This window comes from Paenibacillus sp. sgz302164 (assembly GCF_056120505.1).
Window position 1 is genome coordinate 1 of sequence record NZ_JBVYOL010000039.1, and the last position, 26,278, is coordinate 26,278.

General features: G+C 55.6%; 27 protein-coding genes and 2 pseudogenes. 28 read left to right on the top strand and 1 reads right to left on the bottom strand.

Translation table 11 applies throughout. The annotated features are described in order from the left end of the window. The 18 genes and pseudogenes from AC0LWT_RS35715 to spoVM all read left to right on the top strand — a co-directional run. Positions 1-982 (top strand): bifunctional homocysteine S-methyltransferase/methylenetetrahydrofolate reductase (locus AC0LWT_RS35715; protein WP_474686581.1); only part of this gene is annotated, 982 nt, incomplete at its 5' end. A gap of 29 nt (positions 983-1,011) precedes the next feature. After that, positions 1,012-1,896, top strand: coding sequence for a YicC/YloC family endoribonuclease (locus AC0LWT_RS35720; RefSeq protein ID WP_474686582.1), 885 nt, complete (start codon positions 1,012-1,014; stop codon positions 1,894-1,896). Between the two features lie 32 nt (positions 1,897-1,928). Further along, positions 1,929-2,189: an extracellular matrix/biofilm regulator RemA gene (remA, locus tag AC0LWT_RS35725; protein WP_009672664.1), complete on the top strand. Its 261-nt coding sequence runs from the start codon at positions 1,929-1,931 to the stop codon at positions 2,187-2,189. Next, complete coding sequence (gene gmk / locus AC0LWT_RS35730; RefSeq protein ID WP_474686583.1) at positions 2,179-2,817, top strand: guanylate kinase; 639 nt, start codon at positions 2,179-2,181, stop codon at positions 2,815-2,817. Before remA ends, gmk begins: the two co-directional genes overlap by 11 nt. 3 nt (positions 2,818-2,820) lie before the next feature. Next, complete coding sequence (rpoZ, locus tag AC0LWT_RS35735) at positions 2,821-3,036, top strand: DNA-directed RNA polymerase subunit omega (RefSeq protein WP_474686584.1); 216 nt, start codon at positions 2,821-2,823, stop codon at positions 3,034-3,036. 64 nt (positions 3,037-3,100) lie between these two features. Continuing rightward, positions 3,101-4,318, top strand: coding sequence for a bifunctional phosphopantothenoylcysteine decarboxylase/phosphopantothenate--cysteine ligase CoaBC (coaBC, locus tag AC0LWT_RS35740; RefSeq protein ID WP_474686635.1), 1,218 nt, complete (start codon positions 3,101-3,103; stop codon positions 4,316-4,318). 12 nt (positions 4,319-4,330) lie between these two features. After that, positions 4,331-6,850: a primosomal protein N' gene (gene priA / locus AC0LWT_RS35745; protein ID WP_474686585.1), complete on the top strand. Its 2,520-nt coding sequence runs from the start codon at positions 4,331-4,333 to the stop codon at positions 6,848-6,850. 33 nt (positions 6,851-6,883) lie between these two features. Beyond that, entirely contained in the window at positions 6,884-7,366 is a 483-nt protein-coding gene (def, locus tag AC0LWT_RS35750) for a peptide deformylase (RefSeq protein WP_474686586.1), read from the top strand. Beyond that, entirely contained in the window at positions 7,363-8,337 is a 975-nt protein-coding gene (gene fmt, locus AC0LWT_RS35755; protein WP_474686587.1) for a methionyl-tRNA formyltransferase, read from the top strand. The genes def and fmt overlap by 4 nt, the downstream gene beginning before the upstream one ends. Next, positions 8,279-9,886 carry a 16S rRNA (cytosine(967)-C(5))-methyltransferase RsmB gene (gene rsmB / locus AC0LWT_RS35760; RefSeq protein ID WP_474686588.1) on the top strand — a complete coding sequence of 536 codons (1,608 nt, stop codon included), beginning with the start codon at positions 8,279-8,281 and terminating at the stop codon, positions 9,884-9,886. Before fmt ends, rsmB begins: the two co-directional genes overlap by 59 nt. A gap of 87 nt (positions 9,887-9,973) precedes the next feature. Then, positions 9,974-11,017 carry a dual-specificity RNA methyltransferase RlmN gene (gene rlmN, locus AC0LWT_RS35765; RefSeq protein ID WP_474686589.1) on the top strand — a complete coding sequence of 348 codons (1,044 nt, stop codon included), beginning with the start codon at positions 9,974-9,976 and terminating at the stop codon, positions 11,015-11,017. A 15-nt stretch (positions 11,018-11,032) separates the two neighbouring features. Then, entirely contained in the window at positions 11,033-11,791 is a 759-nt protein-coding gene (locus tag AC0LWT_RS35770; protein ID WP_474686590.1) for a Stp1/IreP family PP2C-type Ser/Thr phosphatase, read from the top strand. Between the two features lie 3 nt (positions 11,792-11,794). Further along, positions 11,795-13,366: pseudogene (locus AC0LWT_RS35775) on the top strand (protein kinase domain-containing protein); the annotation flags it as partial. Between the two features lie 45 nt (positions 13,367-13,411). Beyond that, positions 13,412-14,026, top strand: a pseudogene (locus AC0LWT_RS35780) (PASTA domain-containing protein); the annotation flags it as partial. Next, positions 14,026-14,952, top strand: a complete 927-nt coding sequence (gene rsgA, locus AC0LWT_RS35785) for a ribosome small subunit-dependent GTPase A (RefSeq protein ID WP_474686591.1) — start codon at positions 14,026-14,028, stop codon at positions 14,950-14,952. The pseudogene AC0LWT_RS35780 and the gene rsgA, both read left to right, overlap by 1 nt. Positions 14,953-14,956: 4 nt before the next feature. Continuing rightward, the gene (gene rpe, locus AC0LWT_RS35790) at positions 14,957-15,607 is read left to right on the top strand and encodes a ribulose-phosphate 3-epimerase (protein WP_474686592.1); all 651 of its coding nucleotides are present in this window, start codon (positions 14,957-14,959) and stop codon (positions 15,605-15,607) included. A gap of 17 nt (positions 15,608-15,624) precedes the next feature. Then, on the top strand, positions 15,625-15,870 hold the full coding sequence (locus tag AC0LWT_RS35795; RefSeq protein ID WP_474686593.1) for a hypothetical protein: 246 nt from the start codon (positions 15,625-15,627) through the stop codon (positions 15,868-15,870). A 193-nt stretch (positions 15,871-16,063) separates the two neighbouring features. Next, positions 16,064-16,144, top strand: a complete 81-nt coding sequence (gene spoVM / locus AC0LWT_RS35800) for a stage V sporulation protein SpoVM (protein WP_474686636.1) — start codon at positions 16,064-16,066, stop codon at positions 16,142-16,144. Between the two features lie 72 nt (positions 16,145-16,216). Here the strand turns inward: spoVM and rpmB are convergent, their stop codons facing one another. Next, on the bottom strand, positions 16,217-16,405 hold the full coding sequence (gene rpmB / locus AC0LWT_RS35805) for a 50S ribosomal protein L28 (RefSeq protein WP_474686594.1): 189 nt from the start codon (positions 16,403-16,405) through the stop codon (positions 16,217-16,219). Between the two features lie 294 nt (positions 16,406-16,699). On the opposite strand from rpmB, the gene AC0LWT_RS35810 reads away from it, so the two are divergent. From AC0LWT_RS35810 to AC0LWT_RS35855, 10 genes are all read left to right on the top strand, one after another. Next, complete coding sequence (locus tag AC0LWT_RS35810; protein ID WP_474686595.1) at positions 16,700-17,059, top strand: Asp23/Gls24 family envelope stress response protein; 360 nt, start codon at positions 16,700-16,702, stop codon at positions 17,057-17,059. 28 nt (positions 17,060-17,087) lie between these two features. Next, positions 17,088-18,830 (top strand): DAK2 domain-containing protein, encoded by a 1,743-nt coding sequence (locus AC0LWT_RS35815; protein ID WP_474686596.1) that lies wholly within the window; start codon positions 17,088-17,090, stop codon positions 18,828-18,830. Between the two features lie 25 nt (positions 18,831-18,855). Continuing rightward, the gene (locus tag AC0LWT_RS35820) at positions 18,856-19,716 is read left to right on the top strand and encodes a DegV family protein (RefSeq protein ID WP_474686597.1); all 861 of its coding nucleotides are present in this window, start codon (positions 18,856-18,858) and stop codon (positions 19,714-19,716) included. A 3-nt stretch (positions 19,717-19,719) separates the two neighbouring features. Then, complete coding sequence (gene recG / locus AC0LWT_RS35825) at positions 19,720-21,765, top strand: ATP-dependent DNA helicase RecG (RefSeq protein WP_474686598.1); 2,046 nt, start codon at positions 19,720-19,722, stop codon at positions 21,763-21,765. A 143-nt stretch (positions 21,766-21,908) separates the two neighbouring features. Next, positions 21,909-22,241, top strand: coding sequence for a hypothetical protein (locus AC0LWT_RS35830; protein ID WP_474686599.1), 333 nt, complete (start codon positions 21,909-21,911; stop codon positions 22,239-22,241). 144 nt (positions 22,242-22,385) lie between these two features. Then, positions 22,386-23,198: a hypothetical protein gene (locus tag AC0LWT_RS35835; protein WP_474686600.1), complete on the top strand. Its 813-nt coding sequence runs from the start codon at positions 22,386-22,388 to the stop codon at positions 23,196-23,198. Positions 23,199-23,284: 86 nt separating this feature from the next. Continuing rightward, positions 23,285-23,551 (top strand): DUF1294 domain-containing protein, encoded by a 267-nt coding sequence (locus AC0LWT_RS35840; protein ID WP_474686601.1) that lies wholly within the window; start codon positions 23,285-23,287, stop codon positions 23,549-23,551. A gap of 211 nt (positions 23,552-23,762) precedes the next feature. Next, positions 23,763-24,443: an SOS response-associated peptidase gene (locus AC0LWT_RS35845; protein WP_474686602.1), complete on the top strand. Its 681-nt coding sequence runs from the start codon at positions 23,763-23,765 to the stop codon at positions 24,441-24,443. Between the two features lie 102 nt (positions 24,444-24,545). Next, on the top strand, positions 24,546-25,709 hold the full coding sequence (locus tag AC0LWT_RS35850; RefSeq protein WP_474686603.1) for a metallophosphoesterase: 1,164 nt from the start codon (positions 24,546-24,548) through the stop codon (positions 25,707-25,709). Positions 25,710-25,714: 5 nt separating this feature from the next. Continuing rightward, the gene (locus tag AC0LWT_RS35855) at positions 25,715-26,275 is read left to right on the top strand and encodes a hypothetical protein (protein WP_474686604.1); all 561 of its coding nucleotides are present in this window, start codon (positions 25,715-25,717) and stop codon (positions 26,273-26,275) included. Positions 26,276-26,278: the final 3 nt, after the last annotated feature.

Consider the following 26,278-nt stretch of genomic DNA (forward strand, 5'->3'; position numbering starts at 1 on the left):
CCACGCGCACGCTCCGGCCGTGCGCGTTCAAGAGCCGGCCGCTGCGCCGCCGGCGGCAAAGCCGACGCTGCTGGACAACGTCAGGCAGCGCAAAACCGTCATCGTCGAGCTGGATCCCCCGCGGGATCTCGACATCGATAAATTCCTGCAGGGCTCGAAGGCCCTGCAGGACGCTCACGTCGATGCCATTACGATGGCCGACAATTCGCTGGCCGTGACGCGCATGAGCAACCTCGCGCTCGGCTATCTCGTGCAGGACAAGCTGGGCGCGCGTCCGCTCATCCATATCGCGTGCCGCGACCGCAACATGATCGGGACGCAGTCCCATCTCATGGGCCTGCACGCGCTCGGCATCGACCATGTGCTGGCCGTGACCGGCGATCCCGCCAAATTCGGCGATCTGCCCGGGTCCAGCTCGGTGTACGATCTCACTTCGTTTGAGATCATCCGCATGATCAAGCAGCTCAACGAAGGCATCGCCTTCTCCGGCAAGCCGCTGAAGAAAAAGGCGAATTTCGTGATCGGCGCGGCATTCAATCCGAATGTGAAGCATTTGGACAAGGCGGTCAAACGGCTGGAGCGTAAAATAGAGGCGGGGGCGGACTACATTATGACGCAGCCCGTCTACGACGCCAAGCTGATTGAGCAAATTTATGACGCTACGAAGCATTTGCAGGTTCCGATCTTCATCGGCGTGATGCCGCTGGCGAGCGGGCGCAATGCGGAGTATTTGCATAATGAAGTGCCCGGCATCCAGCTTTCCGAATCCGTGCGTGCGCGGATGTCCGGACTGGAGGGCGAAGCAGGGAGAACGATGGGCGTCGAAATCGCCAAGGAACTGCTTGACGCGGCCATGCAGCATTTTAACGGCATTTATCTCATGACGCCTTTCCTCCTTTACGAAATGAGCGTCCAGCTGACGAACTATGTTTGGGAAAAGTCGAATCGCCGTGATTTCCACTTGTACCCACTTTCAAAATGAATTAAAATAGGGTAATGGATGTGATCAGGATGATTTGCAGCATGACCGGGTTCGGACAAGCGAACCGCTCTTTTGCCGGCTACAAGGTGTTTATCGATATCAAGTCGGTCAACCACCGGTACTGCGAAGTAGCGATCCGGATGCCCAAAGAATGGGCCTGCTTTGAAGATTCGCTTAAGAAAACCGTGCTGCAAACGATCAAACGGGGACGGGTTGACGTCTTTGTAACTGCAGAGAAAGAAACTGTTTTTACGAAACATGTGACTGTGGATTTCGCTTTGGCGGACGCTTATTTGCAGGCTGCCGAACAATTGAAGCAGCGCTTCGGCTACACGGATCAGGTTTCGCTGCAAGATTTGCTGCGGCTTCCCGATCTCGTGCAGATGAAGGAGGAACGCGCCGAGCCCGACGAATCGTTCGAACAGGAGCTGTGCGCCTGCTTGCAGGAAGCGGCAGCCCGGCTGTCCGACATGCGCCGGCAGGAAGGCGCGATGCTGGCGCGGGACATTGGCGAGCGGCTGTCCGAGCTGCGGAAGCTTCACTCGGAGCTTCAGGCGTTCACTCCGCGGGTCGTGCAGGATTACGCGGCCCGGCTGAGCGGCCGGATTCAATCGCTGATGCAGGATCTTCCGCACGTTGACGAGCAGCGTCTGGCGACGGAAATCGCCATGTTTGCCGACCGTTCCAATGTGGATGAAGAACTGACGAGGCTGCAAAGTCATTTCGTCCAGGTTGACGGACTGCTGGGTTCCGAGGAGCCGGTAGGCCGCAAGCTCGACTTTTTGATTCAGGAAATGAATCGCGAAGTGAATACGATCGGTTCCAAGGCGAATCATTCCGAGCTGACGGCCCGGGTGATCGAGATGAAAGCCGAATTGGAAAAAATGCGGGAACAAGCACAGAATATCGAGTGAAGCGTTCATGCGCTTCGCGAGGAGGAAGTTGAATGGCTATCAAATTAATCAATATCGGGTTCGGGAATATCGTATCAGCGAACCGTATCATCTCGATCGTCAGCCCCGAATCGGCGCCGATCAAGAGGATCATTCAGGAGGCGCGCGACCGCCACATGCTGATTGACGCCACATATGGCCGAAGAACCCGTGCCGTTATTATCACCGACAGCGACCATGTCATCTTGTCGGCGGTACAACCTGAAACGGTAGCGCATCGACTTTCCAACAAGGACGATGATCATGACGAGTAATACGAATACGCTCGAACGCGAGAGAGGTATTTTGATCGTGTTGTCCGGCCCTTCCGGCGTCGGCAAAGGGACGGTTTGCGCTTCGCTGCGCAAGCTGTCGCCGGAAATTGTATATTCGGTTTCCGCAACGACCCGGGCTCCCCGTCAGGGAGAGGTCGAGGGCGTGAATTATTTTTTCAAGACGAGGGAACAATTCCAGCAGCTTATAGATACAGACGAAGTGCTGGAATGGGCCGAATACGTAGGCAACTTTTACGGAACTCCAAGACGTTTCGTGGAGGATACGCTGCGTTCGGGCCAGGACGTCATTCTGGAGATTGAAGTCCAGGGCGCGCTGCAGGTCAAGCAGAAGTTTCCCGAGGGCGTGTTTATTTTCTTGCTGCCGCCGTCGCTGGATGAGCTGCAAAACCGCATCGTCACGCGCGGCACGGAGACCGATGAAGTCATTCGCAGCCGGATGTCCGTCGCCGTGGATGAAATTCGTTTGATGGAGCATTATGACTATGCCATCGTCAACGACCGCGTGGAAACGGCATGCTCCAAGATTCAATCGATTCTTTTGGCGGAACATTGCAAAAAGGACCGGATGTTTCCGAAAATCATTCAATGGATCGGCGAGGTGAATTAGCATATGTTATATCCTTCAATCGATAAGCTTCTTGATAAAGTGGACAGCAAATATTCGCTTGTTGTGGCAGCGGCCAAAAGAGCCAGATTGCTGCGCGACGGCGCAAAAACCGATTTGAGATCGCAAAAATCTCACAAAAATGTCGGGCTTGCTTTGGAAGAACTGTACGGGGATTACATCTCTTACGAGAAAATCCAGACCAAAGAAATCGTGAAATAATGCTTCATCTGACAACCCTCGCGGTTGTTATTTTTTTCTCACCGAAGGAGGATGCTCCATGAGCGTGCTGCAGGGTAAAACAATCGTGCTGGGGGTATGCGGGGGGATAGCCGCTTACAAAGCCGCTGCTTTAACGAGCAAACTGACGCAGGCGGGCGCCAAAGTGCGCGTCATTATGACGGAATCCGCAACCCGTTTCGTAGCGCCGCTTACGTTCCAGACGCTGTCGCGGCATCATGTATTTGCCGATACGTTTGACGAGAAGGACGCGTCCGTCGTTTCGCACATCGATTTGGCGGACAGCGCGGACCTGTTTCTGATCGCCCCCGCTACGGCGAACATGATCGGCAAGCTGGCGCTTGGCCTCGGGGACGATATGCTGAGTACGACGCTGCTGGCGACCGTGGCCCCGATCTGGGTGGCGCCGGCGATGAATGTGCACATGTACGCCAATGCTGCGGTACAGCACAATATGGATACGCTGCGCCGCCGCGGCGTACGCTTCATCGAGCCGGGAGAAGGGCAGCTGGCCTGCGGCTACGTCGGCAAAGGGCGGCTCGCGGAGCCGGAGGAAATTGTCGCCGCGGTTGAACGGCATTTTGCCGGCAGAGGCCTGCTGCAAGGAAAGCATGTGCTGGTCACCGCAGGAGGCACGGTGGAACGCATCGATCCTGTGCGCTACATTACGAATGATTCGTCAGGCAAAATGGGGTACGCCATCGCCGAGGAAGCGGCGCGTATGGGAGCGGTTGTGACGCTTGTCACAGGTCCGACCGCACTGCCGGAGCCGCAAGGCGTGACGGCGATCCGGACTCAATCCGCGCTCGATATGAGGGAAGCGGTGATGTCGCGTTTGGACCGGCAGGAGCTCGTGATTAAGGCGGCGGCCGTCGCCGATTACCGTCCGGCCGAGGTTGCCGCGCAGAAGATCAAGAAAAAAGCGGATACGTTCACGTTGGAAATGGTCAAAAATCCCGACATTTTGCAGGAGATCGGCGAGCTTAAGCGAGGTCAGGTCGTGGTCGGCTTTGCTGCGGAAACAGAGCGTCTGGACGAGCATGCGATGGACAAGCTGATCCGCAAAAACTGCGACCTGATCGTCGGCAACGACGTTTCGCAGGACGGGGCGGGATTTGGCTCCGATACCAATGTGGTGCGTATATTTGATCGGAACGGGCTCGTCGAGGCACTGCCGCTGCTTAGCAAGGCTGAGGTTGCGCGCAGGCTGCTGGAGCTTGCGGCGGCCCGTCTGCCGCAAGCGCCTGACAGCCCGAGGCCGTAAAGGGGAGTTTGGATGTACGCAAAAGTCATCGTTGATGTTCCGGCCAAGCAGACGAACCGGACATTCGACTATGAAGTGCCGGAACCATTGCGCAAATGGGTGGAAGTAGGAAGCCGGGTCGGCGTGCCGTTCGGACCGCGGGTGCTGCAAGGATTCGTCGTCGAGATGCAGGAGGAAACCAAGCTGGAAGCGAAGCGGCTGAAGCCGATTCAGACCGTGCTGGATGTCGTCCCGCCGTTGACGGAAGAGCTTGTCGGACTTGGCAGATGGATCAGCCGCACGTACTTGTGCCACGAGATTACGGCGCTGCAGGCGATGCTGCCCGGCGCTTTAAAAGCGAAATATGAACGCGGAATTCGGCTCGGGGAGAAAGCGGCGGAGCAGATGCTGCTGGACTTGCCGGATTTGCAGGAAATCGTTCATTTTGTCAAATCCAAGGAAACCGTTGCGATGGAATCGCTGATGGAGCGTTTTCCGAACGACGGTTTGCTTGTCAAGCAGCTGCTGGCCGCCGGCGTGCTGTCGGAGGTACAAATCGTCAAAGACCGCATGTCCGCGAAAAAAGCGCTGACGGTTTTTCCTCCGGCTGACGTATCCGGTATGGAAGCCGCTTTAACCGGGCTGCCGGCAAGGGCGGGCAAGCAAAAAGAAGTGCTGCGCTTTTTGATCGATCACCCGGATCCGGTTCGGCTTGCGGTGCTGATGGAGACGCTGCAGGTCGGCGCCGGAACGGTAAAAAGCTTGGCCGACAAAGGGCTTTTTGAGCTTCGGGAAGTGGAAGTGCTGCGGGACCCGTATGCGGGCCGCCATTTTGCGCGGACGAAGCCGCTCCCGCTGACCGCGGAGCAGAGCCGCGTTTTTGCCGAAATCCGGAGCAGCGTCGCGGACAGCAGGCATGAAGTGTTCCTGCTGCAAGGCGTCACCGGCAGCGGAAAGACGGAAGTTTATTTGCAGTCCATTCAGGAATGCCTCGATCAGGGCCGCGAAGCGATCGTGCTCGTTCCCGAGATTTCGCTGACCCCGCAAATGGTAGAGCGTTTCAAGGGCCGGTTCGGCGATCTGGTGGCCGTTCTGCACAGCCGCTTGTCGGATGGAGAGCGCTACGACGAATGGCGCAAAATTACGCGCAAGCAGGTCAAAGTGGTGATCGGGGCGCGCTCGGCGATTTTCGCTCCTTTTACCCGTATCGGACTTATTATTATAGATGAGGAACACGAATCTTCGTACAAGCAGGAAGAGAGCCCGCGGTATCATGCCCGGGAAATTGCCGTGCAGAGAGCGCTGCAGCATCAGGCGGCCGTCGTCCTCGGTTCGGCTACGCCGTCGCTGGAAAGCGTTCAAAGAACGAGAGGCTCCCGCGAGGCCGAGGAGAAGTCTGCTTACAAGCTGCTTCTGATGCAGGAACGAGTCGCGGGCAGGCCGATGCCCAAAGTGCATATCGTCGACATGCGCGAGGAACTGAAGGGCGGAAATCGCTCCATGTTCAGCAAATCGTTGTATAAAGCGATAGAAGAACGGTTACACAAGAAAGAACAGACGGTTTTGCTGTTGAACCGCCGGGGGTACGCAACGTTTGTGATGTGCCGCACCTGCGGTTTCGTCTCGACGTGCCCGCACTGCGATATATCGCTAACGTATCATCAAAGCTCCCGCATGCTGCGCTGTCATTACTGCGGCTATGCGGAGCGGGAAGTTTCGCAGTGTCCGAGCTGCAATTCGGAGCACATCCGGCATTTCGGCACAGGCACGCAGCGCGTCGAAGAGGAGCTCGGAAAGCTGTTTCCCGGCATCCGGGTGATCCGGATGGACGTGGACACGACGACGGAAAAAGGTTCGCACGAAAAGTGGCTGACCATGTTCGGCGAGAAGCAGGCCGATGTGCTGCTCGGCACGCAGATGGTGGCGAAAGGGCTTGATTTTCCCGACGTGACGCTGGTCGGCGTCATTGCGGCGGATACGGTGCTGAATTTGCCTGATTTCCGCTCGGCGGAACGGACGTTTCAACTGCTGACGCAGGTGGCCGGACGGGCCGGAAGGCACGAAAAGCTGGGCGAAGTGTTTGTCCAAACGTATACACCGGAGCATTACAGCGTGCAGTGCGCGAGCAGGCACGATTTTGCCGGATTTGCCGGCCATGAGCTGGACATCCGCGCGAATTTGGGCTATCCGCCGTTCCAACGGCTTATTCTGGTCACGTTTTCCCATGAGGAGCTGCCGCTGCTGGTGAAGTCGGCCGAAGCTTTTGTCACGCGCCTGAAAGAGCTTGTAGCGGAGCACTCCGTGCAGCCCGCGGATTTGTTTACGGCAGCGGCGGCAGCGGACGGGGAACCTTTTGCCATGGACGTGTTAGGGCCTGTCGCCTCGCCTATTTCCCGAATCAAGGATAGATATCGGTTCCAATGCGTGGTAAAATATCGGGGGGACGCTCAGGCTTCCGAGCTGGTAGGCCGGGCGGTCGCCTGGTTTGAGGAGCGGTCCGCGAAGGAAAAGCTGCAGATCAGCGTCGACGTGGATCCGCAATATTTGATGTAATGAGATCGAAGACTTCAGAGGTGGGTGGACTTAATGGCTATTAAAATTATTGTAAAAGATCCGGATCCGGTACTGCGGGAGAAAGCCGTTACCGTTACGAAATTCAATTCCAATCTGCATAAATTGCTCGACGATATGGCCGATACGATGTACGAAGCGGAAGGCGTCGGCCTGGCTGCGCCGCAAATCGGCATTTTGAAACGCGTTATCGTAATGGACTGCGGCGAAGAGCACGGCGGATTGATCGAGATGGTCAATCCCGAGGTCATCGATTCGAGCGGCGAGCAAACCGGTCCCGAAGGCTGCCTCAGCATACCCGGCCTGCGCGGCGATGTAAGCCGGCCTTTGAACGTTAAGGCGAAGGGCCAGGATCGCAACGGCAACGAAATCGTCGTGGAAGGCACCGAGCTGCTGGCGCGCTGCATTATGCATGAAATCGACCATTTGAACGGCGTGCTGTTTACCGATCTCGCGATCAAAACGTATACGAGCGAAGAAGAGGAAGATTCCAAGTGAACATCATTTTCATGGGTACGCCCGACTTTGCCGTGCCGTCCCTGCAAGCGCTGCTGGACGAAGGCTACGGCGTGACGGCGGTCGTGACGCAGCCTGACCGTCCGAAAGGGCGCAAGCGCGTGCTGACACCGCCGCCCGTGAAGGTGGAGGCGGAAAAGCGCGGCATTCCGGTGCTTCAACCTGAAAAGCTGCGCCAGGCCGATTCGGTGGAGGCGCTGCGCCAATTGGCGCCGGACTTGATCGTGACGGCGGCATACGGGCAAATTTTGCCGAAATCCGTTTTGCAGCTGCCGAAGCACGGGTGCATCAACATCCATGCTTCGCTGCTGCCCAAATACCGTGGCGGAGCGCCGATTCATCATGCGATCCTGCGGGGCGAGCGGGTGACCGGCGTCACGATCATGTATATGGCCGAAGGTCTCGACACGGGCGATATGATCAGCAAAGTGGAGGTGCCGATCGAGGATACCGACACGACGGGAACGATGTTCGAGAAGCTGAGTGCGGCCGGAGCCGAGCTGCTGAAGCGCACGCTGCCGGATTTGCTGGCAGGTCGCATCGAAGCGGTTCCGCAAAACGAGGCGGACGCCGTTTACTCGCCGAACATCCGCAGGGAGGACGAGCTGATCGACTGGTCGCGCTCCGCAGCGGACATTTTCAACCAGGTTCGCGGGCTGAATCCGTTCCCGGGTGCTTATACGCTGTGGAACGGGGAAGTCTTGAAAGTATGGGCTTGCGCCAATCCGAATGGGACCGGCCCGGTACCGGCAAGCCGCAGCTCCGTGTTAGTCGGCGGCGCTGAGCCACGGCCGGGCACTGTGCTGCAAAGCAGCGAGCTCGGTCTTGAAGTGATGACCGGCAGCGGCACGTTATGGCTGACGGAAATTCAGCCGTCGGGGAAAAAATCGATGGATGTCGCGCAGTTCATCCGGGGCGTCAAACTCGCGGACGGCACCGTCTTTGGCGGTTGATCCACCCGGACACGGCGCAGTCCGGTTCACATCGGAACTGTATCATATACAAAAAGAGGTAACCAATTTGTCTACAGATAAACATAACCGCCCGCAGGACGGGCCGGCTGCCGGCAAGCAGTCGGGCTCTTCCGGACGGGTTTCATCCAAAGGGTCAACTTCAAAGCACCGGAACCAAAGCGCTGCCTCAAGCAGCGCTGTTCGGCATTCCGCCCGCGATGCGGCGCTGGACGTGCTGACGAGAGTCGAAGAAGATCGGTCCTACAGCAACCTTCTGCTCAATCAGACGCTGCAGAAGCATCATTTGGAGCGTGCGGACGCGGCGCTGGCGACAGAGCTTGTGTACGGGACGATCGGACGGCAAAATACAATCGATTTTTTCCTGGAGCGCTTTGTCAGCAAAGGGCTCGGGAAGCTGGAGCCGTGGGTAAGATGCTTACTGCGGCTCAGTTTCTATCAGCTGCGGTATTTGGACCGCATTCCCGATCACGCGGCCGTCAGCGAAGCGGTCAATATCGCGAAGCGCCGGGGCCATTCAGGCATCTCGGGGATGGTCAACGGCGTGCTGCGGAGCGTCCTCCGCAGCAAAGAGCAGCTTGCGCTGCCGGCGGGGCTCGGCGACGTGAAGCGCATAGCGCTCGAGCATTCCCATCCGGAATGGCTCGTGCGCAGATGGATCCGTCAGCTCGGCCCCGAGCTGACGGAAGCGGTCTGTGCGGCGAACAATGAGCCGCCGCACGTCAGCATCCGCGCGAACGCGATGCATGCCGGACGCGAGCAACTGCTGCGCCAGCTGCAGGAGAGCGGCATCCGCGCGGAAGCGTCGCCGCTCGCCCCAGCCGGCATTCTCGTGCACGCGGCGGGCAACATGGCTTTGGACCCCCGCTTCGCGAGGGGGGACTTCTCGATCCAGGACGAGAGCTCGATGCTCGTCGCCGAAGCTTTGGATCCGCAGCCGGGCATGCGCGTGCTGGACTGCTGCGCAGCGCCCGGGGGCAAGACCGCGCACATCGCGGAAATCATGCGCGACCGGGGCGAGATCTGGGCGTGCGATTTGCACGAGCATAAGCGCAAGCTGATCGAGGATCAGGCGCAGCGGCTCGGACTGTCGTCCATCAAGACGCTGGTGATGGACGCTCTGGAGCTGGCGGACCATTTTCCGGCCGAGTCGTTCGACCGCATTTTGCTCGACGCTCCTTGCTCCGGCTTTGGCGTCATCCGCCGCAAGCCCGACCTGAAGTGGGCCAAGCAGGAGTCCGAAATCGCCGACATCTGCGCGCTGCAGGGCGCGATTTTGAACAAAGTCCATCGTTTGCTGAAGCCTGGAGGCATTTTGGTATACAGCACATGCACGATTGAAAAGTCGGAAAACGAAGACAGGATTGCCCGGTTTTTGGTGGAGCACGGCGATTTCACGGCGGCGCCTTTTCCGGAGCGCGCTTTTGCGGCATTGGAGCCTTCCGCGCTGGCGGCGGGAATGGCGCAAATTTATCCGCAGCAGTATCATTCCGACGGATTTTTTATCGCACGGCTGCACAAGCGCGGATAGCCCCGCATCGGCATGGGGATGTGTGTTCGCAGCATGTTTGTGTTAAAATAGATAGGATATTCAATTAAATAGCAGGTTGTGAGGACAATGAAACCATTTGTGTATGATTTAAATTGGGATGAGTGGCAAAGCTGGGTAAAAGAACACGGCGAATCCTCGTTCCGTGCCGGGCAAATTTTTGACTGGCTCTATGTGAAACGCGTGCTCAGCTTCGATGAAATGACGAATTTGCCGAAGGCGCTCCGCGATAAGCTGAAAGATCAGTTCGAGTTCGTCACACTGACGGAAATCGCCAAATATGAGTCGCAGGACGGTACGGTCAAGTTCCTGTTCGAGCTGGAGGATAAAAACGCGATCGAGACGGTCGTCATGAAGCATAACTACGGCAACAGCATTTGCGTCACGACGCAGGTTGGATGCCGCGTAGGCTGTACGTTTTGCGCCTCGACGCTGGGCGGTTTGAAGCGGGATTTGAAACCGGGCGAGATTGTGGCGCAGGTCGTCAAGGCGCAAAAAATGCTGGACGCAACAGAGGAGCGCATCAGTTCGATCGTCATTATGGGAATCGGCGAACCGTTTGAGAACTATGAGGCGACGATGAATTTTTTACGCAACATGATTCATCCGAATGGGCTGAACATCGGGCAGCGGCACATTACCGTCTCGACGAGCGGCATCGTGCCGAACATTTACAAATTCGCCGATGAGAACCTGCAGGTGAATCTGGCGATTTCGATTCATGCCCCCAACGACAAGCTGCGTTCCAAGCTGATGCCGGTGAACCGGAGATTTCCGTTCGCCGACTTAATTGAAGCTTGCAAATATTACATTGCCAAAACGGGCCGCAGAATCACGTTTGAATATGCGCTGATGGGCGAGGTGAACGACCAGCCGGAGCATGCCGAGGAACTGGCCGCCGTGCTGAAAGAAATGCCGCTCAGCCATGTGAATCTGATTCCCGTCAACTTCGTTGCGGAGCGGGATTTCAAACGGACTCCCCGGGACGATATTTTCACGTTCCAGCGTATTCTCGAGAAGAGCAAAATCAATGCGACCATACGCCGCGAGCAGGGCAGCGACATCGCTGCGGCCTGTGGGCAGCTTCGGGCCAAACATATGGAGCGCAAGTAATGAGGTGAGATCGGGATGAAGATGGTAAGCCGTACGGATATCGGCAAGGTCCGCATCGTGAACGAGGACCGCGCCGCCATACAGGACGGGCTGAACGGGTTGTCTCTGGCGATCGTTGCCGACGGCATGGGAGGGCATCAGGCCGGCGACGTTGCCAGCCAAATGGCCATCGAAATCGTTCAGGCGAAGCTGCAGACGATTCATTGGGGAATGCCGGTCGACGAGTGCAAGCAGGCGCTCCGTCAAGCGATTGAAACGGCGAATGAGACGATATTCGAATTTGCCTCGCAAAAAGAAAACTACAACGGCATGGGCACGACGGTCGTCACCGTGATCGCGTCCCAGGAGCTGCTGCTAATCGGTCATATCGGCGACAGCCGGGCTTACAAAATCGATCACGACTCGATTACCCAACTGACGGAAGATCATTCGCTCGTCAATGAACTGGTCAAGCACGGACAAATTACGCTGGAGGAAGCGGTTCATCATCCGAGACGCAATGTCGTAACGCGCGCGCTCGGTACGGAGCCGGGAGTAGACGTCGACCTGTACGAGTTTTCCTGGAAACCGGGGGATATTATTCTCATTTGTTCCGACGGACTGAGCGGATTGGTGGAAGCCGAAGCGATCAAACAAACGGTCAGGACCCACTCCGATCTCGAAGAAGCCGCCGACGAGTTGATCCAAAGCGCGCTGGATGCGGGCGGGGACGACAATGTGACGGTCGTTCTGATCGCTCACGAACAAATTTCCGAGGAAGAAAAGGGGGGATGAGAATTGATCGGTAAAAAGCTTGGAGGCCGCTATGAAATTTTGGAGAGAATCGGCGGCGGCGGCATGGCTTTGGTATATAAAGGGCAGGATCTGTTGCTGAATCGCAAAGTGGCCGTTAAAGTGCTGCGCCAGCAGTACGTTCACGACGAGGAGTTCATACGGCGCTTTCGCAGAGAGGCCCAAGCGGCCGCTTCCCTTTCTCATCCCAATGTCGTCAGTATTTACGATGTCGGGCAGGAAGGCGAAATTCATTATATCGTCATGGAATATATCGAGGGCACGACCTTGAACGACTTGATCAAGGAAAAAGCGCCCCTGCAGGTGGAGGAGGCTGTTCATTACGCCAGCCAAATCGCCGATGCGCTGGATCATGCCCACCACAATGAGATCATTCACCGCGATATTAAGCCTCATAATATTTTGATCGGCAGAAACGGCCGGATCAAAGTGACTGATTTCGGNCAAATCGCCGATGCGCTGGATCATGCCCACCACAATGAGATCATTCACCGCGATATTAAGCCTCATAATATTTTGATCGGCAGAAACGGCCGGATCAAAGTGACTGATTTCGGCATCGCCCGGGCTGCGACGTCTTCGACGATCACGCAGACGGGCTCGGTCGTTGGATCGGTACACTATTTTTCGCCGGAGCACGCTAAAGGAACGAATACGGGAGAAAAATCGGATTTGTACTCGCTCGGCATCGTCATGTACCAGATGCTGACGGCCAGGCTGCCTTTTCTCGGGGAAAGCCCGATCAGCGTCGCGCTCAAGCATTTGCAGGAGGATGTGGAGGAACCGCGCAAGGTGAATCCGCTCATCCCGCAAAGCGTGGAGAACATTATTTTAAAAGCGATGCGCAAAAAGCCCGAGGAGCGCTATCAATCCGCAAAGCAGATGATGGAAGATCTCGATTCGTGCCTGAATTTGGACCGCCGCAACGAGGCCAAGGTTACTTTTTGGGATGCCGACGGGATGGACGAGGAGCGTACGCTGGTCATGCCGGCTATTCGCCCGAACCAGATCGGCGAGTTCAAGGACGAAGAGTTTGACAAGCCCGGCTGGCGGGAGGAATCCGCTCCGGTGAAGAAAAAGGGCTGGGTCAAGCCGGTGGTCTGGATCGTCATCCTGCTTATCGTGCTGGGCGCGATGTGGTATTTGGTCGGGTATGTAAAAGGCATGTTCACGGTCGAAACCGTGGAAGTGCCGAATGTCGTGCATAAGCCGCTTGTTCAGGCGCAGGCCGAATTGACAGCGGTGAAGCTTGGCTCAACGGTCATCTACGAAAAAAGCAAGGAAGACAAAGACCTCGTCCTGCGCCAGGACCCGTCCGGCCTGAAGCTGAACGTCGGAACCAAAGTCACGCTGTACGTGAGCGAGGGCATCGCCAAAATAAAGATGGACAATTACGTCGGCCAGTCTTTGACGGACGCCAAGCTCAAGCTCCAGTCGCTCGGCATTAGAGACGATCAAATCACGGTCAAGCCGGGAGCCATCGACGATAAGCCGGACATGATTCAGCAGCAAACCCCGGCGCCCGGCGAGGAGTTCGAGCTCGACAAAGCAGCGATTACGCTTACGGTCACCAGAGCGAAGGAAACGTTCAAAATGCCCGATCTCGTCGGCATGACGGAGAAGGACGCCAAGGATCAGATCGCCAAGCTTAATTTGAAACTGGCGGCAAACGGCGTTACCCGTGAGAAAAGCTACAAATATCCGAAGGGCAAAGTTACCAGGCAGTTTCCTTACGATAAAAATGTGGATGTAGCGGCGGGCGCCGAGATCAACCTCGTCGTCAGCGACGGACTGCCCGAAGACGCCGGCCAGCTCAACGTCAGCATCCCGGTCAAACCTACGGAGGAAGGCAAGGATACGGTGTTCAAGATCGTCGTGAGCGACGCGCAGTACGACAACTTCGAATACATGACGGAAAAAGTGAGCAAACCGCAAAATATCGATGTCAAAGTCATCGTATCGCCCGAAAAGAAAGCCGTTATTTTGATCAAAGAAGGCGACAATCTGGTGAATTCGATTACCCGGACGTATCAGGATTATTTGGATCAAAAAAATGGCAAGAACGCTACGCCCAGCCCGTCGGCCCCGGCAGCTCCCAGCGCATCGCCGAAACAGCAAAGCACCGGTCCCGCTGTTCCGGCCAGCGGCAGCGGGAATACCGGCCAAGGGCAGCCGGGCGGCGCTTCGGCCAAACCCGGAACTGGAGGCGCGAATTAATGCCACAAGGATCCATCGTTAAGGCATTAAGCGGTTATTACTACGTCCTGCCCGAAGGGGCGAACATCCGCGAGGCGGATTGCGTAACCTGCCGTGCAAGAGGCGTGTTCAAGAAAAAAAACATTTCCCCGCTCGTCGGGGATCAGGTGAAATACGAGCTGACGGAGAACGGGGAAGGCACGGTAACCGAAGTGCTTCCCCGCTCGTCGGAGCTGATCAGACCGCCGATTGCAAACGTCGATCTGGTCGTGCTTGTATTCGCCGTCACGGAGCCTGTGCTCAATCTGCAGCTGCTCGACAAGTTTCTCGTTCATATCGAGAGCACCGGGCTGGATGTGCTTCTGTGCTTTACGAAATACGACCTGCTGGAAGCAAGCGGTTCGGAAGGGGAAGGGACGCTGACGGTGGCGGAGTTTGCGCGGATGCGCGAGCTCTACGAGCAAATCGGCTATCCGATCGTGACGACAAGCTCCAGGCGACATGAAGGCGTGGAAGACGTTCAGCGCCATTTGCAAAACCGGATCAGCGTGTTTGCCGGACAGTCGGGCGTCGGCAAATCTTCTTTGCTCAATGAGCTGATCAGCGGCGCCGAACTGGAGACGAACGCGATCAGCCAGCGGCTGGGCCGGGGTAAGCATACGACCCGCCACGTCGAGCTGCTTCCGCTGGATGCGGGCGGGTACGTGGCGGATACACCCGGGTTCAGCCAGCTTGACTTCATGGAGCTGGAAGCCGAGCAGCTCGGCGGCTGCTTCAAGGAGTTTGCAGCGCATGCGGAAGGCTGCAAGTTCCGCGGCTGCCTGCATCTTCACGAGCCGAACTGCAAAGTGCGGGAGGCTGTCGCCGAGGGGACGATTGCGGCATCGCGTTACGACCACTATTTATTGTTTTTGGCTGAAATGAAAGATCGCAAGAGGAGGTATTAACCTGATGGTGTATGTAGCGCCTTCGATTTTATCGGCAAATTTTGCCAAGCTTGGGGAAGAGATTAAAGAGGCCGAACTCGGCGGAGCAGACTGGATTCATGTAGACGTGATGGACGGGCATTTTGTGCCGAACATTACGATCGGGCCGCTTGTGGTCGATTCGATTCGTCCAATGACGAAGCTTCCGCTCGATGTGCATTTGATGATTGAAGAGCCGGACCGCTATATTCCCGATTTTGTGAAAGCGGGCAGCGATTTGATCTCCGTTCATGTGGAGGCTTGCACGCATTTGCACCGGACGCTGCATCTCATTAAAGAGAGCGGCGTTCGGGCGGGTGTCGTGTTGAATCCGGCGACGCCGATTTCCATGATCGAACACGTATTGGACGAGCAGCTTGATCTCGTTCTTATTATGACGGTGAACCCGGGCTTCGGCGGGCAAGCGTTTATTCCGGGCATGCTCGGCAAAATCCGCGCTTTGCGGGAACAAGCGCATGCAAAAGGGCTTCACGGGCTGCATATCGAAGTAGACGGGGGCATCAACGAAGCGACTGCGCGGCAAGTGGTCGAAGCGGGCGCGGATGTGCTAGTAGCCGGCAACGCCGTATTCGGCCAGCCAAACCGCGCGGATGCGATACGGAGAATTCGCGGGTAGAAAGGAAGCGGGAGACGATGAAAATCTTCTGGCTGTTCATCTACAGTATACTGTGCGGGGTATTGCTTACGCTATATACGAACATACACGACATGTCCAAATTCATATTCTCGCTCGGAGCGCTTTATGCGGGCATCCGCTTTTTCCGCCGCTTTGAGCAAAAGGGACTTCGAATCTGGTTTATTGTGCTGTCGGTCATTCTCTACTTCATATTTAGCTTTGCATTTGTACTTTATACCCACATGAACGGCATAACCGGATAAAATCCGCATACATATAGTTACAAGAGTGAAACGCTCTTGTAGCTTTTTTTGCTTTCTGGAGGCGAATCTTACGGGAGCAATAATTTTAATTTACTTGGGTACCTATAAAACAAGGCACGTTTTTAAGGTCCGGGCGTATACTGTTGTGACGATGCGAGGAGCAGTCATGCAACCTGTGAAGGAGGGGTAGAGTATGAAGTTCTACACAATCAAGCTACCGAAATTTTTGGGTGGTTTCGTGAAGGCTTTACTTAATACGTTCAGCAAAAACTAAGCGCGGACATACTTAACCCAGAAAAAGCAAAAAAAGCACCTGTAAGGTGCTTTTTGTCTATCATGCCGCTATTTAAACGCGAGTCACTTTTCCGGACTTAAGCGCACGAGCGCTTACGTAGACACGTTTAGGTTTACCGTTAACGAGGATGCGAACCTTTTGAACGTTAACGCCCCAAGTACGCTTGTTTTTATTGTTAGCGTGGGACACATGATTTCCAGTGCCTGGTCCTTTACCTGTAATAAAGCATTTGCGGGACATGTTTGACACCTCCTTCGGCAGTATACAAAGCAGCCTGGGTGGCAAGCCTAAGCTTGACATGACAGCTTTCCTCAAATTTAGACTTGGCTTTTTAACTTACATCTTATAGCCAGCGAAAACACACTTAAATATAATAGCATAGCCCATCAAACCTAGTCAACGAATTACCTTTATTTTTGACGTTTATTTATTGTCTTTGTTATAGTACAATGAAGATTAGCCCATAATCTCATACATAAGGAATGCCGACGAACCCGGTTTTCTAAAGCGAAAACCTGAAGGAGTTGTTTACAAATGTCTATTGAACTCTCTACCGAATTCGGAAAAGTAACGGTTACGGACGAAGTTATATCCATACTGGCAGGCTCCGCGGCTCTGGATTGCTACGGACTTGTCGGCATGGCGACGAGAAAGCAGCTGAAAGACGGCATTGCCGAACTGCTGGGCCGCGATAATTTGAGCCGCGGCGTCGAAGTGCGCCGGGAAAACGGACGGCTTGAGATCGACCTTTATATCATTGTCAGCTACGGCACCAAAATATCCGTAGTGGCCGGCAACGTCCAAACGAAAGTGAAATACGTGCTGAACGATGTCGTCGGTCTGGACGTTGACGATGTGAATATTTTTGTGCAAGGCGTCCGAGTGGCCAAATAAACCCCCATAACCGGGAAGGAGAATCGCTTTGAGTAAGCGCTTTATCTCAATAAATGGAAATGACTTCACTGCCATGATCTTAGCGGGAGCGGATAACCTGCGTCAAAATATCGATAAGGTTAACGGATTGAACGTGTTCCCCGTTCCCGACGGAGATACAGGCACCAACATGAATATGACGATCGCCGCCGGTAGCGAGGAGCTGAAGAAGAAGCCATCTTCCCATATTGGTAAAGCGGCCGATGCGTTGTCCAAAGGATTGATGATGGGGGCCAGGGGAAACTCCGGCGTCATTTTGTCCCAGTTGTTCCGCGGCTTTGCCAAACATGTCCATGACATGGAGACGGTAAATCCCGAGCAATTTGCGGCTGCGCTGCAGCAGGGCGTGGAGACCGCTTATAAAGCTGTTGTCAAGCCTGTGGAAGGGACCATTTTGACGGTATCCAAGGAAGCCGCCAAGCAGGCTATCCAGCACAGACGGGGCGGCGACATGCTCAGCCTGATGCAGGATGTGCTGCAGAAGGCGAAGGAAGCTTTGGCCAAGACGCCGGAGCAGCTGCCCGTATTGAAAGAAGTTGGGGTCGTGGATGCGGGCGGACAAGGCCTTGTATGCATCTACGAAGGCTTTGTGGCATCGCTCGGAGGAGATTTTGCCGTGCCCAGCTATGAATACGCTTCGTTGGATTCACCGATGCTCGCCGTTTCGGCCCTGACTTCTCTGAATTTGGCCAAAGAAGCGCATGCGCATCTTCCCGCGCAAGCCCGCCTGGCGACCGAAGACATCGAGTTCGGTTATTGCACCGAATTCATGCTGACGATTGCTCCGGGCAAAGTCAAGGGGCTCGTGTTCGATGAAACCCGGTTTCGCGAGCAGCTCGGCCGGTTTGGAGATTCGCTGCTTGTGGTGGCTGACGATGAGCTGGTGAAAGTGCATATTCATGCGGAATACCCAGGGGAAGTCATGAATCAGGCGATGAAATACGGCTCCTTAAGCCGTATCAAAATAGAAAATATGCGCGAACAGCATACTCATATTATTGAAGGGTTTGAACAAAACGGCGAGGCTTCCGCAAGCGGTTTGCCCGGCGAAGCGGAACCGGCAGCGCCAAGCAAGCCTTACGGTTTCGTAGCCGTCGCTCTTGGCGGCGGAATAACCGAGATTTTCTCCAGCGTAGGCGTGGACGTCGTGCTGTCCGGCGGTCAGACGATGAACCCGAGCACGGAGGATATCGTCAATGCGGTAAACCGGATTGATGCCGGCACTATTTTTGTGCTGCCGAACAATTCCAATATCATTTTGGCGGCGCAGCAGGCGGCTGAGTGGGTCGAGCGCAAGACGGTTGTCGTCATTCCGACGAAATCGATTCCGCAAGGGCTGGCGGCCATTCTCGCCTTCCAGGACAAAGCGGACGCGGCGGCCAATACCGAAGCTATGACGGAAGCTTTGAAAAGGATCAAGTCGGGACAAGTCACTTACGCCGTTCGCGATACAAATATGGACGGCATCGAGATCAAACAAGGTGATTTTATCGGCATTGAGGACGGACGCATCGTCAGCTCGCAGCCGAGCCTGATGGACGCCTGCAAAAAGCTGCTGCAGGAAATGGTCGGGGAAGGCAGCGAAATTGTTACGATTTTATCCGGGGAAGATGCGACGTCCGAGAACACCGAAGAACTGGAAGCTTTCATCCGCGAGAAATATCCGGAAATGGAGATCGAGCTTCATCCGGGAGGGCAACCGCTATACGCTTACATTTTCTCGGTAGAATAGATTCGTGTAAAAGGGGTGAACTCTGTTGACCAACATTCGTATCGTTACGGACAGCTCGGCGGACATTCCCGTGGCGGTCCGGGAGGCGCTGAACATCGAGTTCGTTCCGATCAAAATTAATTTCGGCGACCAGGAGTATTTGGACACGGTGACGCTTTATACAGAACAGTTTTACGACAAATTGAGAACGTCCGAATATTTTCCCAAAACGTCGCAGCCGTCTACGGAACAGTTTTTGTCCGTTTACCGAAAGTTGAGCGGAGAACCGGACACGGAGGTCATCTCCATAAATCTGTCGTCCGCGCTAAGCGGCACGTACCAGTCGGCTATGATCGCAAGCGCGATGCTGGAGGAGGAAACCGGATTCAAGGTGCACGTTGTCGATTCCCGATCGGCTTCCTACGGAACCGGGGCGCTTGTCATCGCTGCCGCGGAGGCGGCGCAAGCCGGCCAAAGCGTGGAGCAAATTTTACAGTTGATCCGCACGATGAGAGAGAACTTTTATATTTATTTTTTGGTGGATTCGCTGGAATTTTTGCATAAGGGCGGGAGAATCGGCAAAGCTTCGGCTTTGTTCGGTTCTCTGCTTAACATCAAGCCGATTCTTTCGATCGATGCGGAAGGAGAGGTTGCGGCCGTAGATAAAGTCCGCGGCCACAAAAAAGCGATAGCCCGCATTCTGGAGCTGCTGGATGCGGATTTGGCAGGGCGTGGCATCCGCCGGCTGTATATCGCGCATGCCAACAACAGGGAAGGGGCGGAGCAGCTGAACGAAGCCATTACGGAGCGCTTCAGGGTCGCCGGGGGCGAATTTATTACGCTCGGACCTACCATTGGCGCACATGCCGGTCCGGGGACGATCGCTGCTTTTGTCAGCACGGTGTAGCAAATGGATTTGAATGTGATATCAATCCGCGAAGTCCATGGAGTCGGCGCTCAAAAAGCGGTTGAGCTGAACTCCATGGGCATTTTTACGGTTATGGATTTGCTCGAATATGTGCCGTACCGGTACGAGGATTATACGGTTCGCGAGCTATCCAGTGTGAAAGACGGGGACCGCATAACGGTGCAGGGCACCATTATCGGCGAGCCGGTGCTGCAGCGGTACGGCGGAAAGTCGCGGCTGTCGTGCAAGGTGATGGTCGACCAATTCATGCTGACGGCGGTTTGGTTCAACCGCCATTTCCTGAAGGACCGCCTGCGGCCGCAGCAGGACATTGTCCTGACCGGCAAGTGGGACGGCAAGCGCAGGCAGATGAGCGTGTCCGATTCGGAATTTCCCGGACAAGCGGGTTCCAAGACCGGCACCGTTCAGCCGGTCTACTCGATTGCAGGCTCCATTACGCAGAAATGGATGCGCAAAACGGTCCAGCAGGCGCTGACGCAGTACAGCGCCATGGTGGGGGAGATGCTGCCGCAGTCGCTGATCGGCAGGTACGGGTTTATGTCGCGCGGCAAGGCGCTGTCCGTCATCCACACGCCGGGAGGCGTGGAGGAAGGGAAGCAGGCGCGGCGGCGCATGGTGTACGAGGAGCTGTTCCTGTTCCAGCTCAAGCTCCAGGCTTACCGCGCGGTCACGCGCAGCCGTGCGGACGGGGTCCGGCAGCAGGTCGGCCTGCCTGCCGTGCGCGCCTTCGTGCGCGCTCTGCCCTTCCAGCTGACGGAGTCGCAGAAGAAGGTTGTGGGCGAGATCCTGCACGATATGCAGGAGCCGTACTGCATGAACCGCCTGCTGCAGGGCGACGTAGGCGCGGGCAAAACCGTCGTCGCGGCGATCGCGCTGTACGCGACGGCAGGGGCCGGCTACCAGGGTGCGCTGATGGTGCCGACGGAAATTCTTGCTGAGCAGCACAAGCGCTCGCTCGACAAGCTATTCGAGCCCTACGGGCTGCAGGTCGCGCTGCTGACCGGGAGCTCGACCGACCGCCAGCGGCGCGACTTGCTGGCCTCGCTGCAGATGGGCATGATCGACGTGCTCGTAGGCACGCATGCCCTCATCCAGGAGGACGTCTACTTCCGCCAACTGGGGCTCGTCGTAACGGACGAGCAGCACCGCTTCGGGGTGAACCAGCGCAGCATTTTGCGGCGCAAGGGCATGAACCCCGACGTGCTGACGATGACGGCGACGCCGATTCCGCGCACTCTCGCCATCACGGCGTTCGGCGATATGGACGTCTCAACGCTGCGCGAGCTGCCGAAGGGCCGCAAGCCGATCAAGACGTACGCGGTACAGCACGCCATGTTGGAGCGTGTGCTCGGCTTTATCGACCGCGAGGTCGCGGCAGGCCGGCAGGCGTACGTCATTTGTCCGCTCATCGAAGAGTCGGACAAGCTTGACGTGCAGAACGCCATCGACGTCCACATCCAACTGCAGCAGCATTTTCCGCGGATGCGGATCGGCCTGCTGCACGGCCGGATGAGCGCGCAGGAGAAGGAAGCGGTCATGCAGGAATTTAAAGAAGGCACCGTGAAGACGCTCGTGTCGACCACGGTGATCGAGGTTGGCGTAGACGTGCCGAACGCTACGCTGATGGTCGTCTACGACGCCGACCGCTTCGGCCTGTCGCAGCTGCACCAGCTGCGCGGGCGGGTCGGCCGCGGCGAGCACCAGTCCTACTGCGTGCTCATCGCCGATCCGAAGACGGAGGTCGGCAAGGAGCGCATGAAGGCGATGACGGACACGTCCGACGGCTTCGAGATTGCCCGGCGCGACCTTGAGCTGCGCGGGCCGGGCGATTTTTTCGGCACGAAGCAGAGCGGGCTGCCGGATTTTCGCATCGCCGACATGATGGTCGACTTCGAGATCATGGAGCAGGCCCGCGACGACGCGGCGGAGCTCGTTGGCGACTCGTCCTTTTGGACAGGGGCGGCGCACATGCCGCTGCGGGCGTATTTGCAGCGCGAGCAGGTGTTTGACAGCGAGGTGCTGGATTGATTTTGAACCGGCGGCGGGGATGACGGCCTGAGGTAGCGAAATTCCGGCGCGGGGCTGGGCGGCCAGGGCTAAAACAGTGAGGCCCTAATTTGAGGGACAGCCGCTTTTTCTGGGTGTGCATCTCTCCTCGTGAGGTCGCGGAATTGAACAAAATGGGCAGAGAGCACCGTGGCAGGGAAAAAAACTGCGAAAGTGCAGGTTTTTCCTTCGAAATGGGTTATTTTGGCGAAAAGCCTGCAAAAGTGCAGGAATTTCCGGCCGCGGAGGCGCGTACCTTGAGTTTTAGCGGAAAAACCTGCACATTTGCAGGAATTTGTCGAGCCAAGGGCTGGCTGTGGGCAAAAGGATGTGCTTTTGCAGTTTTTTTGCGCGCTGCCGCTGTCGGTGAAGCGGCTAATGATGCGCCGGCTCCAGCAAGCGAGCTCTTTGAGGATGTCTGCCCGGATCCGAGCGTTGAGGTACAAGTTTTGAGGTAATTTTGAGGTAGCCGGGAGGTTATCTCTTTTTTCATTTGACAGTGAGAATCATTATCATTTAAAATGATTATATGCTTGGTTCAATTTTTTGGATACATGACAAGGAAAGCGCCGTCTGCTTTTGAAATAAAAGGAGTTGATTGGGTGGTCGAGCGTTCACATAATGAAGAGCCGCACGATTTTCTTTTCCATTTTTCATCGATAAAAATAGTTAGCGACGATGTGCTTGTCGCCGCACCGATGGGCAAGGGCGTGTTTATGAAGCGCAAAGAAGGCGAGTGGGAAGGACTTCGCGCCGGTTTGCCGGAAGGGGCGCATGTGAACCGCCTCATCGTTCAGGACGCCCGTCTTTTCGCTTGCACGAATAAAGGGCTTTTTGAATACGAACACGGCAACGGGCTGTGGCAGGATTCGGAGCTGGCTGTCGGATGCTACCAGTACAAAGAGATTGGCGGCAGAGCATGGGCGGCCACACCTTACGGTTTGTGGAGCAAGCAGTCGGCCTCCTGGCATAAGATGGCTTATTCCCATGCGATGGTGTACGACTTTCAATTTTTTCCCGAATTTGTCGTTTTGGCCGTCGACTTTGGTCTCGCCATTTACGATCGTTTGGTCGGTTCCTGGGCGGAATTTTCCGTTGGTCAGGCCGTGACTGGTCTTGGTCTTTATCAAGGGCACATTTTAGGCGTTACCGAGGACGGGGCGCTTTTGCACGGGAACAAGCAGGGGAAGTTCGAGCAAATCCGCTTCGCCAACCTGTTTCTGTTTTCGATCGTGACCAAAGGCCCGGAAGTTTATGTATGTTCGGATCGCGGCTTGTTCCGCATCGGTTACATCAGAAACCGGATTACGCTTCTTTCGGTTAGACTCGGTTACCCGGTGACGGACATCGACTGCAGCAGCGACAGTTTGTATATGGCGACTTTGTTTCAAGGCATTCAAACGATGGAGCGGTAAGACAAGAAACATTTGACCATACCTGCATTCGATCTTAAGATGGTAGTATGCGTGGCTGCTATTTTGAGGTTGAAGGGGTATGGACATTGACCTATTTCATCGTTTTTTTGATTGCTATGAACGTTATTGCTTTTATCGAAATGGGCTATGACAAGGGCCAAGCGAAAAAAGGCGGGCGCCGGGTTCCCGAAAAGCGGCTGTTTGCTTTTGCCGCCCTCGGAGGGGCGATTGGCGGATGGCTCGGCATGCGCGTATGGCGCCACAAAACGAAGCATCGCTCGTTTGTCATCGGCATGCCGCTGCTGATTGCTTTGAACGCGATCTGTGTCATCATTATTGCCATGCAGAAATAAATGGCTTGCAGCCGAGCGATGGGAGAACAGCTGCCGACAGGCGGCTTTTTCATGTTCGGCTATGTTGTGCTTGCGCCGCTTTGGGGATAAGCCCGCGGGGGCGTCTTTCGTGCTTTTCAGTCTTTTTGCCTGCCGAAGCTTTGCGAGCGAATTGACGCAGCCCGTTGTTTTTCTCATAATGGAGGAAGCGGATGCTGAGGAGGGATGCCGGATGTGCGGACGCTATACGATCACCATAACGCTGGAGGAGCTTATTCTCCGCTATCATATTGATGCGCCTGTTTTTTCCTATCATTTGCCCAAATACAATGTGGCGCCGGGGCAGTCGGTGATGGCTATCGTCAATGACGGAGAAAAGAACAGGCTCGGCGAATTGCGCTGGGGGCTCATTCCGGAATGGGCCAAAGACGATAAAATCGCGTACCAGACGCTTAACGCCCGGGCGGAGACGCTTGCGGACAAGCCTGCTTTCAGAACTCCGTTCCAGCGCAAGCGCTGCATCATTCCCGCAGACTCTTTTTATGAGTGGAAGGGGACGGGCAAAAACAAGCAGCCGATGCGCATTTTGTTCAAAAGCAGGGAGCTGTTTAGCTTCGCCGGGCTGTACGACACGTGGATGTCGCCGGAAGGAAAGCGCATTTCAACCTGTACCATCGTTACTACGACGCCAAATGAACTCGTTGCAGACATACACGATCGCATGCCTGTCATTCTGCGGCCGGAAGAAGAGGCGGTATGGCTGGACCGCCGCATCACGCAGCCGGAAGTGCTGCGGCCATTGCTGAAGCCGTATCCGGCGGACGAGATGACGGCATATCCGGTTTCGACACGGGTCGGCAATGTGCGCAATGACGATGCGTCCTGCATTGAGGAAGTGAACCTGCTGTTCTAGAAGTCTGTCCGACGAACTGTGTAGAGCGCCCGGCGAAAAGTACAGAAAGGATAAGTACACAAATTAAACGAGCAACTTCGGAGAAAACGGGAGAGCGGCTATATGAAACCACGCGTCGCAGCAATCATTGCCCTTGTATTGATGTTAGTTATTGTTGTCAACGGTTATATCGGATGGCACGGGCACATCTTTTTGTCTCATTTATTGGGTCCTCTGCACTACCCGGTAGTATACTGGATCTGCTTTTGGATCATCGCGTTATCTTATTTGATCTCCGCGGTTGGCAGACGGGTGCTTCCCGAGCGGCTTAAGAACGCGTTGAAAATCACCGGTTCATACTGGTTCGCGTTCATGCAGTTTGGAGTCATTTTGCTGCCTGTCGCGGATTTGGCCGCTTGGCTGCTCTATCTAGCTTCGGTTCCGCCGGATGCAATTGTCAAACTTCTCGGAAGCCTGGTTGCGCTTATTTTCGCCATTTTGCTTGCGTGGGGCTCCTACAACGCGCGAAGTCCGATCGTCCGCAAATACGAAGCGGTCATTTCGAAACAAGCAGGGGACTGGAAACAGCTCCGCATCGCTGTCGCATCGGACATTCATCTGGGCACGATCGTCGGAAGACGCCATCTGCAGCGGCTTGTAGACAAAGTTGGCGAGTTGCAGCCGGATTTGATTCTTTTGCCGGGCGATGTGATCGACGATGACATACAGCCTTTTATTCGCAAAGATATGGGAAGCGTCATGCGTCACCTGCGGGCCCCATTGGGCGTCTATGCGGTGCTCGGCAATCATGAATACATCGGCGGCCACATTCCGGCTTTTGTGGAGCAAATGGAAAAGATCGGCATTCGCGTGCTTTTGGATGAGACGGTGCACATTGCGGATCGCCTGTTCGTCATCGGCCGAAAAGATAAAGCCGCCGAACATACGCCGGAAGGAAGAAAAACCCTCGATACTCTGTTCGAAGGCGTTGACCGGAGCGAGCCGATTATTGTGATGGATCACCAGCCGTATCATCTGGATAGAGCGGCGGACGCGGGGGCGGACGTCATGCTGTCCGGCCACACGCACAGGGGCCAAATAGCCCCGAATCATTGGATTACGGGACGTTTGTTCGAGCTCGACTGGGGATTTTTGCGCAAAGGCGATCTTCACGCCGTCGTATCTTCGGGATTCGGCACATGGGGACCGCCGGTTCGGCTGGGCAGCCGCTCCGAGATCATTGAATTGACGATCCATTTTCATCCGGAAGAAGGAAAAGAGGACTAGACGACATGCAGGAAACGGACAAAAAACTAATCACGCCTGTTGAGGCTGCTGCGGCCATGATGCAGTTGACTATGAAAAGCATTGAAAACGGCTGGGAACACATCAGACCGGCCATAGCCGCCTATTTGACGGAGCCGAGTCTCTCGGAAGCAAATGAAGACGAGTTGATCAAAGAAATTTATATAGCGGCTTTAGCGCTGGAAATTTATTGCATTCCTCATGCGTTTGAGCCCGAAACAGCCCGATTAATCGGTGCAGGGATCGGGGAAATTATGGCATCCGAACATTTTGCCGCCCATCATTTATCGGAACCGGTAAGCGCGCTGTACCTTCCGCAATTCGAACAAGTCAGCGGCACACTGCCTGCCGATCATGCGCTCTCGCTTGTGGAAGAAGCAGCCCGGATTTTGTACGACCGCCTGGAACTGCCGCTTAAGCCTTTGAACAGGGAGCAGAGCCTGCTGTGGGTGAAACTGCTGCCATTTTTGATTCAGCTCGTCGGCAAATGGCCGATTTTGCTGAATAAATTTGCTATTGAGACGAGCCCGGACGGGCTGCAAGCATAAATG